This is a genomic window from Vibrio sp. 1S139 (assembly GCF_041439475.1).
Classification (GTDB): domain Bacteria; phylum Pseudomonadota; class Gammaproteobacteria; order Enterobacterales; family Vibrionaceae; genus Vibrio; species Vibrio crassostreae_C.
Window position 1 is genome coordinate 1 of the sequence record NZ_JBGOOD010000099.1, and the last position, 9376, is coordinate 9376.

At 42.2% G+C, this 9376-nt stretch carries 8 protein-coding genes and 1 pseudogene; 6 read left to right on the plus strand and 3 right to left on the minus strand.

Annotated elements, in window-relative coordinates; all coding sequences use genetic code 11:
- Window positions 1-55: 55 nt before the first annotated feature.
- Window positions 56-268 carry a TIGR02450 family Trp-rich protein gene (locus ACED46_RS20560; protein WP_017068050.1) on the plus strand — a complete coding sequence of 71 codons (213 nt, stop codon included), beginning with the start codon at window positions 56-58 and terminating at the stop codon, window positions 266-268.
- A gap of 40 nt (window positions 269-308) precedes the next feature.
- Here ACED46_RS20560 and ACED46_RS20565 read toward each other — a convergent pair whose 3' ends face one another.
- A complete protein-coding gene (locus ACED46_RS20565) occupies window positions 309-1046 on the minus strand; it encodes an HAD-IIB family hydrolase (RefSeq protein ID WP_371722321.1) in 738 nt (245 codons plus the stop codon).
- Between the two features lie 641 nt (window positions 1047-1687).
- Between ACED46_RS20565 and proV the strand changes: the two genes are divergently transcribed.
- From proV to proX, 3 genes are read left to right on the plus strand one after another with little or no spacing between them, the layout of a single operon-like run.
- Window positions 1688-2875 carry a glycine betaine/L-proline ABC transporter ATP-binding protein ProV gene (proV, locus tag ACED46_RS20570; protein ID WP_371722322.1) on the plus strand — a complete coding sequence of 396 codons (1188 nt, stop codon included), beginning with the start codon at window positions 1688-1690 and terminating at the stop codon, window positions 2873-2875.
- Window positions 2876-2878: 3 nt separating this feature from the next.
- On the plus strand, window positions 2879-3973 hold the full coding sequence (proW, locus tag ACED46_RS20575) for a glycine betaine/L-proline ABC transporter permease ProW (RefSeq protein ID WP_102333175.1): 1095 nt from the start codon (window positions 2879-2881) through the stop codon (window positions 3971-3973).
- Window positions 3966-4973, plus strand: coding sequence for a glycine betaine/L-proline ABC transporter substrate-binding protein ProX (gene proX, locus ACED46_RS20580; RefSeq protein ID WP_017065955.1), 1008 nt, complete (start codon window positions 3966-3968; stop codon window positions 4971-4973). The genes proW and proX overlap by 8 nt, the downstream gene beginning before the upstream one ends.
- 204 nt (window positions 4974-5177) lie before the next feature.
- On the opposite strand, the gene ACED46_RS20585 is transcribed toward proX, so the two are convergent.
- Window positions 5178-5552, minus strand: a complete 375-nt coding sequence (locus ACED46_RS20585) for a nuclear transport factor 2 family protein (RefSeq protein WP_017060338.1) — start codon at window positions 5550-5552, stop codon at window positions 5178-5180.
- 141 nt (window positions 5553-5693) lie between these two features.
- Between ACED46_RS20585 and ACED46_RS20590 the strand changes: the two genes are divergently transcribed.
- Entirely contained in the window at window positions 5694-6560 is an 867-nt protein-coding gene (locus tag ACED46_RS20590; RefSeq protein ID WP_136979691.1) for a LysR family transcriptional regulator, read from the plus strand.
- 28 nt (window positions 6561-6588) lie between these two features.
- Here the strand turns inward: ACED46_RS20590 and ACED46_RS20595 are convergent, their stop codons facing one another.
- Window positions 6589-8259 carry a helix-turn-helix domain-containing protein gene (locus tag ACED46_RS20595; RefSeq protein WP_371722323.1) on the minus strand — a complete coding sequence of 557 codons (1671 nt, stop codon included), beginning with the start codon at window positions 8257-8259 and terminating at the stop codon, window positions 6589-6591.
- A gap of 508 nt (window positions 8260-8767) precedes the next feature.
- On the opposite strand from ACED46_RS20595, the pseudogene ACED46_RS20600 reads away from it, so the two are divergent.
- Window positions 8768-9322, plus strand: a pseudogene (locus ACED46_RS20600) (hypothetical protein); the annotation flags it as partial.
- Window positions 9323-9376: the final 54 nt, after the last annotated feature.

The following is a 9376-nucleotide window of genomic DNA, read 5'->3' on the forward strand; positions in this document are numbered from 1 at the left end:
AAAGGTTACGACGTTCGTTTCGATGATTGAATGTGTCGATTTAAAGACGCTTACCATGAATCGAATCAATCCAAAGAAACTACTTCGCAGTAAATGGACGGCCGTTAGCCCTGTAAAGAAAGAAAAACACTTTATGGTCACAGAGGTAGAGTTTGAAGAAGGGGAGGTTATTCGTTGTTTGATAGAAGCGGTGATGACCAAACGAGAGGAAGACATCAACTGGCGGGATCTCACCGACAAGGATCATTGGCTTCCCGGTTGGAAATAAGGATAGGAAGCAGGGAGCAGTCGGTCACCTCTACTTATTTCTAATTACCCGCTGCTGCACGCCCTTGCCAGTATTTAAGGCCTTCTAAGACACCCTCAGCATGTGTTGCTCTACTCGTGTATACGTTGTCTCTATCCGATAGGTGAGCAACCTCTGGGTAATGGTTAGCAACCAGTATCGAGTTTACGCCTTCAATGGTGAGCATTGAGGTGTCGTTAGCTGAGTCACCTGCGACGCACACTTCTGCAACGTTCAAATCGTGTTGTTCGAGTAGGTGGTGAATCGCAGTCGCCTTGTTAACGCCTTTTGGTGTGATATCTAAGTACCAATCATGAGAGTAAGTAAGGTGAACATCTAATCCGTGCATCTCCAAGCTAGATTCAATCAGTTCGTGTTGAGGCTCTGAAAGCTTTCCTTCAAAGGTGATCTTGTAATCGCCTTGATGGTTTTCTATGCGCTCACCCATAAAATCAAGGGGTGCGAGAGCCGTCTCTACCTTTGTTTTGTTCCAAGAAGCTTCCAGTTGGTTATGCCAAACATGGTCTGGTTTTTGGGAATGAACATGATGAATTTTGGTGCCCACATCGCTAATAATACTGTGTGGCTTCGGGTAGTTATCCGATTCTAAACCCATTCGAATTGAAGGTAATGTTCTTCCTGTCGCGATGATAAAGCGAATATCAGGTTGTTCTGTGAGGTAATCAAATAGCTGGTTAACACCGTGAGATGAGCCTCCATCAAGCGTACCGTCAAAGTCACACACCAACATTTTTATCATTCGAATTCCTTGTCTTTTTCTCTATTTCGTCACGGGGAAATGCTTATTTCTTCTATAAAGAATGGCTCAGCAATGAGCACTCTACAAGTTGAAACCCAGCTTAGATAATCACCAATTGACAGTTTGCAGCAAGTATCACAGTTGGTGTGATGTATTAAAATTCTTGGTCTAAAAGGTTGATTTCAACTCGCTGACTTTAGACGGTTGACCTTTGGTTTTTAGGTAGAGATTGAGAGTCGATCTTATCCTTGTTACCGAGCGAACTTTCGCCTCGGAAACATCATGAAAGCTTAATAAATAGTTCGTATTCGAATTATTTGTGCACGAACTAATTGTGGCTTTTGTTAGTTCATTCAGCCTATTAATTACTCTAATGTGAAATTAATATTCAATAATCTACGACTAAGTAGTACATAATACCGGTCGTGCATCTGTCTAACTTATCCCTTTAATTATCAGTGATTTGTTGTGATTTCGCTTGTTTTCTGACCGCGCTGTCACTGGTCTGGTTTCGGTCTATTTCCTTGTTTTACCGAACGAAGCTCCTTGATTTACATGTGTTAATTGCTTAGAGTGCTAATTGTTTTTCGGGTTTAAATAACCATTTTTAAGTTTAAATAACTGAGAAAGGATTAGATTACATGGATCCCATACTGGAAGTTAAGGGACTGTACAAGGTGTTTGGTGAAGACACCGATCGTGCTTTTACAATGATTAATGAAGGCGCGAATAAAGATAAAGTTTTCGAAGAGACAGGACTAACGATCGGCGTTAACGATGTTTCTCTTAGTATTCAAAAAGGCGAGATTTTCGTCATAATGGGACTGTCAGGATCTGGCAAATCAACCCTAGTACGCCTTCTTAACCGCTTGATCGAACCTACCAAAGGCAATGTGCTTCTTCGAGGCAAAGACATTGCCCACATCTCAGAAGATGAACTCCGCGAAGTTCGCCGCAACAACATCTCCATGGTTTTCCAAAATTTCGCTTTGATGCCGCATATGACGGTTATCGAGAATGCCGCGTTTGGTCTAGAGCTTGCGGGTGTTGAAGTTGAACAACGAAAGCAATCAGCACTTGAAGCACTTGAGCGTGTTGGCCTTGGCGCATATTCAGAATCTTACCCAGATGAGTTGTCTGGTGGTATGAAGCAGCGTGTTGGTTTGGCTCGTGCACTAGCATGTGACCCAGATATCTTGTTGATGGACGAAGCGTTCTCGGCGCTCGATCCTTTGATTCGTACTGAAATGCAAGATGAGCTTATTCGCCTTCAAAATGACGATAAACGAACCATTGTTTTTATCTCGCATGATTTGGATGAAGCGATGCGTATCGGTGACCGAATTGCGATTATGCAAAATGGCGAAGTGGTTCAAGTCGGTACTCCAGACGATATTCTTAGTAACCCAGCGAATGATTATGTCGAAGCTTTCTTCCGTGGTGTGAACGTAGCAAGCGTACTTACTGTGAAAGACATTGCGCGTAAGAAGCCAGCTGCGGTATTTAAAAAATCAGAACACGATGGCCCAGCGTCCGCTCTACAAATTTTGATGGATAACGACCGCGAGTACGGCATCGTAGTTGAGAAGAGCAGCCGTTACTCCGGCATTGTCTCTATCGACTCGCTTCGTAAAGCCCACAAAGAGAACAAATCACTCATCAGCGCACAGCTCGATGATGGACTAACGCTGAACCCTGATTTACCAATCAATGATGTGCTTGGCCTAGTTGGTGGTGTGCCTTACTCAGTGCCTGTTGTGGATGAGCAAGGTAATTACTTTGGCGTGGTGACTAAGTCACGACTGTTACAAACATTGGATAAGGGGTAGATCATGTCGTCTGAACAAACAAATAATGACCCATGGTCTCAATCGGCTCCTCCAGCTCAACCTGCAAGTGATCCTTGGGGTCAATCCGCTGATACCTCACCGTCAGCGGATTGGTTAAGCAGCGAAACCGTTGAAACGACACCTTTTGATCCACTTGACCCTTTTGCAGAGGCTGTGCTGCCTGTTGACACTTGGGTTGAGTCTGGACTGAATTGGTTAGTTGAGCACGGACGCCCATTATTCCAGGCAATCCGTGTGCCTATCGATTTTATCCTAAGTTCATTTGAAACGGCGTTGGTGTCTACGCCAGCACCATTCATGTTGATCATCTTGTTTCTAGTGGCATGGCAGTTTTCAAACTTGAAGCTTGGCGTTGCAACGGCCGTATCTTTGACTTTCATTGGCTTGATTGGCGCTTGGTCTGAAGCAATGACCACATTGTCACTGGTCATGACATCCGTATTCTTCTGCCTATTGATTGGCTTACCCATGGGGATATGGCTCGCTCGAAGTAACACGGCGGCTAAATTCGTGCGCCCAATTTTGGATGCTATGCAAACCACACCAGCCTTCGTTTATTTAGTACCGATCGTCATGTTGTTTGGTATCGGTAACGTTCCGGGTGTCGTGGTGACCATCATATTCGCACTTCCTCCTGTTGTTCGTTTGACCATCTTGGGTATTCAGCAAGTTCCGGAAGAATTGATCGAAGCGGGTCACTCATTCGGTGCAAGCAAAAAGCAGATGCTTTACCGAATTCAACTGCCACTTGCATTACCAACTATCATGGCGGGCGTGAACCAAACACTGATGTTGTCGTTATCGATGGTGGTTATCGCATCAATGATTGCGGTAGGTGGTTTAGGTCAAATGGTACTGAGAGGTATTGGCCGTTTGGATATGGGACTGGCCGCTGTTGGTGGTTTAGGCATCGTTATCTTAGCCATCTTATTAGACAGAATCACCCAAGTACTGGGTGTCAATGCTGGTAATACAAAATTACGCTGGTATCGCATGGGACCTGTTTCCCTTGTACTGAATGTACTTAATCGCGGTAACAAATCAGAACTTCAATTAAGGAAAAACACCAATGAATAATTCATGGAAGAGTAAACTCGCAGTAAGCATCGTTTCTACATTAGCGGTATCGACTAACGTGTGGGCAGCAAGCCTACCGGGTGATGGCGTATCAGTTCAGCCTGTTCAATCGTCTGTAGCGGAAGAGACATTCCAAACATTGATCGTTAACCGTGCTCTAGAAGAACTGGGTTATGACGTGAAATCAACTCAAGAAGTGGACTACAACGTAGGCTACACCTCGATTGCAAAGGGTGACGCAACGTTCCTAACGGTAGGTTGGTTCCCGCTTCATGCTGATAAATACACAATGGCAGGTGGTGATGAGAAATTCTACCGTGAAGGCCAATATGTAAGCGGCGCTGCTCAAGGTTACCTAATTGATAAGAAAACGGCTGAAAAGTACAACATCACCAACATTGGTCAATTAACTGATCCAAAAATCGCGAAGCTGTTTGATGCGGACGGTGATGGCAAAGCAGACCTAACAGGCTGTAACCCAGGTTGGGGTTGTGAGATGGTGATTGAACACCAACTTTCAGCGTTCAAACTGGACGATACGGTAACTCACAACCAAGGTAACTACGCTGCAATCATTGCAGATACAATTTCTCGTTACCAAAAGGGTGAATCAATCCTTTACTACACGTGGACACCTTACTGGGTAAGTGGCGTATTGGTGCCTAACGAAGATGTAGTTTGGTTAGAAGTTCCTTTCTCAGCACTTCCTGGCGAGCGTTCGAACGTGGATACGACGCTATCTAACGGCAAAAACTACGGCTTCGAAATGAACTCAATGCGCATTATTGCGAATAAAGAGTTTGCTAAGAACAACCCATCAGCAGCGAAGCTTTTTGAAATCATCAAACTTAACATCAATGATGTAAGCGCTCAGAACATGATGATGAGTAAAGGTAAGAACAGCTCTGCGGATATCGAAGCGCACGTAAACGGTTGGATCAAAGCGAACCAAAGCACGTTCGATGGTTGGATTACAGAAGCGAAGAAAGCAGCACTGTAACTTTGACTTGTATTTGTTCTGTCTTACCAGACACTTTGATTTGAAATGATGAGCGTGTTGAGTGATTGTGTAGAGTCACTCAATCACCTTCAAACCAAGTGAAAGGGCGACAAGAGTGAACATTATAAAGCCAGCAGTCCATTTGGATTGCTGGCTTTTTGTTTTCTGTTTCTATTTTTGAGCTTCTAGCTGTTAATTACAGCTCTAGCGTTCGCCTTGAACTTCGAAGTTGTCGCTGACTAAGCGAGCGCAGCCATCGGCTTCAAGTGCCCAGTGTTCATGATGTACAACGCCAAACGCTTTGTTCATTGTCCAACTCGCGGTAAGAATGTAACCGCCGTCTGGGTGCTCTTCCCATTTTACATCGGTGTAATCAACGTCTTTGAAACCTTGGTCGATGATGTTTTGCCAAAATGCTTGAATCGCTTCATGACCTTCAAAAGTACCAAATGGACGCGCTTCCATTACACAGCTTTTAGTATATTGATCGGCACAACCTTTCGCATCTTGGTTGTTGAAAGCCTTTTGCCACGCGTTAATGCCTTGCTTACATGCTTCTAAAATTTGGTTGTCTAACATTGTCTTTCTCCATAACAGTCTTGTTTCGAGCACTGTCTTTTTTATTTGGTATTTCGATAAGTTGAATTGAGTTTAGTCTTGGAAATTGATTTTAAAAACAGAGATAATGGAAAATACTGTTTGTAAAAAGAGAACAATAAGATGAGTAAGCTAAAGCAGATGTCGATTTTCGCTCATATCGTAGATCAGGGTTCAGTCTCGGCTGCGGCTGAAAAGTTAGAGTTGTCTAAATCTGTCGTCAGTCAACATCTCAAAATTCTAGAACAAGAGTTAGGCGCCTCTCTCCTTAAACGCACAACACGAAGACAAACTTTGACAAGCATGGGTGAGCGCTTTTATTTGAGTTGCAAAGACATCAATGTGATCGCTGAATCGGCTTGGGATATGGCAAAAGCCGAGCTAGAAGAGCCACAAGGCCGGATTCGTATCACAGCTCCGAATGCCTTGATGGATTTATTGGTAGCGCCTGTTATTGCCGATCTGATGAAACAATATCCGAAGTTAAAGCCAGAACTGATAAGCGACGATCAGCATTTAGACTTCATGGAGCACGATATTGATCTCGCGGTACGAGTGGGCAGTTCTCGTGACAGTAACTTAAAGCAAAAGCGTTTAGGTGAGTTTAAAGATGTGTTATGTGGCGTTGAAAGCATGCGTAAACGTGAGCTTGAATCGATTCCTTACATTGCAAACTCTTGGCAGGGAAAGCAGGTGACTCATCATTTTAGTTCTCAAACTGAGCAGGACTTTGTCTACCAACAGCAAGCTAGTTGCGTCACCAATTCGTTCCACAGTTGCCTTGCACTGATTAAATCAGGTGTTGGTATCGGTGTGATTCCAGATTTCTGCATTCCTCAGTTATTTGGTGATGTTGTCGACGTGCTGCCAAGCTTTGAATTACCCACCAACACGGTTTATGCGCTAAACCCATTTGCTTCAAATACGCCTATCGCCATCAAGCTGTGTATCCAAGCGTTGGAAGAAAAGCTTAAGCAGAATTTAGTATAAGCTTTCTATCGTTGGTAAAATCCGGTGCTTAACCATATTTACTAATAAAAGAAATAACATGTTTATTACTCAGTAATTCGATCTTGTCGATAGTCAGTACGCAATAGCGGTAGTTTTTGTTTTTGAAGGTGATGTTCGACTTTTGTTCTGTTGGTTCTGTTGGTTCTGAAAACTTCCATATTTCAAATCCGATGTTCTTCATAAGTTCCAATGCACTTGGGTTCTTTATGATCATGGAATACTTTTTAATCTTAGTATTTCTTGCAAGAAGCTTCATATCGGAAATCAGGTTCGCAATAGATTGTTCACGCTTCTCAGAGTGACCGCTAACCACAATGTAATTTAAGTTATGATTAGAATCTAAAGAGCAGGCTTGCTTAATATGTAGATGTTTATTTTGGTATTGCTCGAATACCTCTTCGTTGAAGAAAAAACCTAGGCTATGACTAACAATATCGCCATTAACATCGACCATTTTTCTGCCATGCGCCTTTTTTTCACTGCAATAGAGAAACAGGTCGATAGTATCAAGAGCTGAAGGAGCCACCTTTGTATATTGTGAAATCAGCTTTATTCTATCTATTACTGATTTGTCATTCTGATCTGTCATTAGTGGCATGATCTGACAGTCGCAGCCTTCTTCTATTTCCCCTTTAGTGATAGACGATATTCGGCTTTGAAACGAAAAGAACCTCTCACGAAGGAAGTCTTCAAGTAATGCACTGTCTTCGTTATCTTCTGAATCAAAGGATTTCAACGTTGTATACAAGTCCAGACCAAGGCAGTCCAGTAGCTTTAGGGCTTTGTAATTACTTGGCTTTACTTTGCTATTTTCCCATCGATTTATCGTTACGACATCTACAGAGCTGAATTCACCATCTAAGTGATTAATGTATGCCGCAAAATCCTTTTGCGTTAACTTCAATTTCTTGCGCGCTTCGCGCAGTAATTGCGGAAATTTCATCATGGTAGAATATTCATCTTTGATTAGTGACATTACGTTCCGATTCGTCAGATAGTCTATTTTATCAATCGTTAATATACAGTAGCTATAATATTTATTTTTGAATGTAATATTACATTTTTTAGCAGAAGGTTCTGAAAATTTAAATACTTCAAACCCCACGCCCTTCAAGAGTTTCATCATGTTGGGGTCTTTTACTAAAACAGAATATTTTTTAATGTTTTTGTTCTGAGAAAGTAACTGTATATCTGAAACTATATGCTCAATAACATGATCTTTTGTCTCTGAGTGTGAGTTTATATTAAAATAATTTATGCTTTTGCTTGAATTTAAAGAGCAGGCCATTCTTAGATCTAGCTCTTGAGTTTTTAATGTCTCAAATTGATGGTCTTCAAAGAAAAAGCCTACGTTGTGACTCACAATGTCACCATCTACATTGATCAGTTTGTGACCATGTGCTTTTTTCTCACAGTAGTAGAGATATAAATCAATTTGGTCCAATGGCGAAATATCGACTTTTGTGAATTTAGAAAGTAGTTTGATTCTGTCGATAACGCCAGTGTCACACGGCTCTGACATTAAAGGCAGTGACTTAAAGTTGCGTTCGCCTTGTTGTTGATTCAGGCCTGATAGAGCTGAAATTCTACTTTGAAATGAGCCATAGGATTCGTTTAAAAACAGTTCGATTAGTGTGTCTTTTTGTTCGGACTTAAAGCTCTTTATTGTCTCAAACAAATCTCCGCCAAGGTGCTGTAAGATCTTGAGTGCTTTGTATGTACTAGGCTTTACCTTACTGTCTGTTTTCCCAACGATTTATCGTTACGACGTCAACCGCAATAAACTCATCGTCCAGCTGATTTAAGTAGGTTGCAAACTCTGTTTGTGTAAATTGAAGTTCCTTTCTGAAGTTACGTAACAACTGTGAAAACTCACTCATTAAAACATTAACCTTCTGATAATTAACTCAATGTTTTGATTCTAATTTAGACATCAGACTCTCTATTTAACATCTTCAGTGATTTGTTTTTTACGGATGTTAATTGTTCGGATTATTTGAACTGTATGTTGCGCATGTCCCTAACAGGCTAGGTGCCAAATTAGTGACGTCAAATCTATGGCTTTTTGCCTAGACGCTTGTCAATCTACTGTGAAGTGCGCGTTAATGTTCAGATACAATCTTGCCTTTTTCTTATCCATTCTATTGTTTCCATTTGCCTACTATGCGGACACAACGGGTCTTGTTATGGATCTGTCTGTTGACAGCGCGTCTTACGACAACGACCAAGAGGTGGCTTATACGCTTGTTTTAACGAATGAGTCGGATAAAGCTATCGCTGAGTTGGACGTTAAAGATGAGCTGTTAAATATCTTAACGACAGATGACCAAGGGAATAATGTCAACGCGTTCTCGCAAGTCTCGACTCAAGCGCAATCCTCCTTCCTTTCATCTCCAGGTGATTACAGTCGCTTCGGAAACTTAGATGCATCAGGTGTGCGTATTGCGGCTGGTGGGTCGGTGACCTACACCATGGTCGCCACCGTTTCTGCTGACGCAGCCGGTACGATTGATAACGTCGCAAGTGCGAGCACTGGACTGTTGGATGCTATTGAATCAAATACAGAATCCATTCAGCGCGGTGTGTACCAACATGATGTTGTTGTTTCGGTCGATAAGACGAACTATCAACTCAATAACAAACTCACCTATAAGATTAAGGTTTCGAACACTGGCGATACGTTTATTCAGACGATCGACGTTCAAGATGTCGTTTCAGACATAAAGGCACTCAATATTGAAGCAATGCCGTTCGGATAAGCATTACTGTTTGAATCTAAACGGATATTTAGCTGG

What these genes read in the sequence shown, in the direction of transcription:
- proV (WP_371722322.1), top strand. Translation starts at nt 1,688, where the DNA reads ATGGATCCCATACTGGAAGTTAAGGGACTGTACAAGGTGTTTGGTGAA.
- proW (WP_102333175.1), top strand. Translation starts at nt 2,879, where the DNA reads ATGTCGTCTGAACAAACAAATAATGACCCATGGTCTCAATCGGCTCCT.
- ACED46_RS20590 (WP_136979691.1), top strand. Translation starts at nt 5,694, where the DNA reads ATGAGTAAGCTAAAGCAGATGTCGATTTTCGCTCATATCGTAGATCAG.
- ACED46_RS20560 (WP_017068050.1), top strand. Translation starts at nt 56, where the DNA reads ATGAATCGAATCAATCCAAAGAAACTACTTCGCAGTAAATGGACGGCC.
- proX (WP_017065955.1), top strand. Translation starts at nt 3,966, where the DNA reads ATGAATAATTCATGGAAGAGTAAACTCGCAGTAAGCATCGTTTCTACA.
- ACED46_RS20565 (WP_371722321.1), bottom strand. Translation starts at nt 1,046, where the DNA reads ATGATAAAAATGTTGGTGTGTGACTTTGACGGTACGCTTGATGGAGGC.
- ACED46_RS20585 (WP_017060338.1), bottom strand. Translation starts at nt 5,552, where the DNA reads ATGTTAGACAACCAAATTTTAGAAGCATGTAAGCAAGGCATTAACGCG.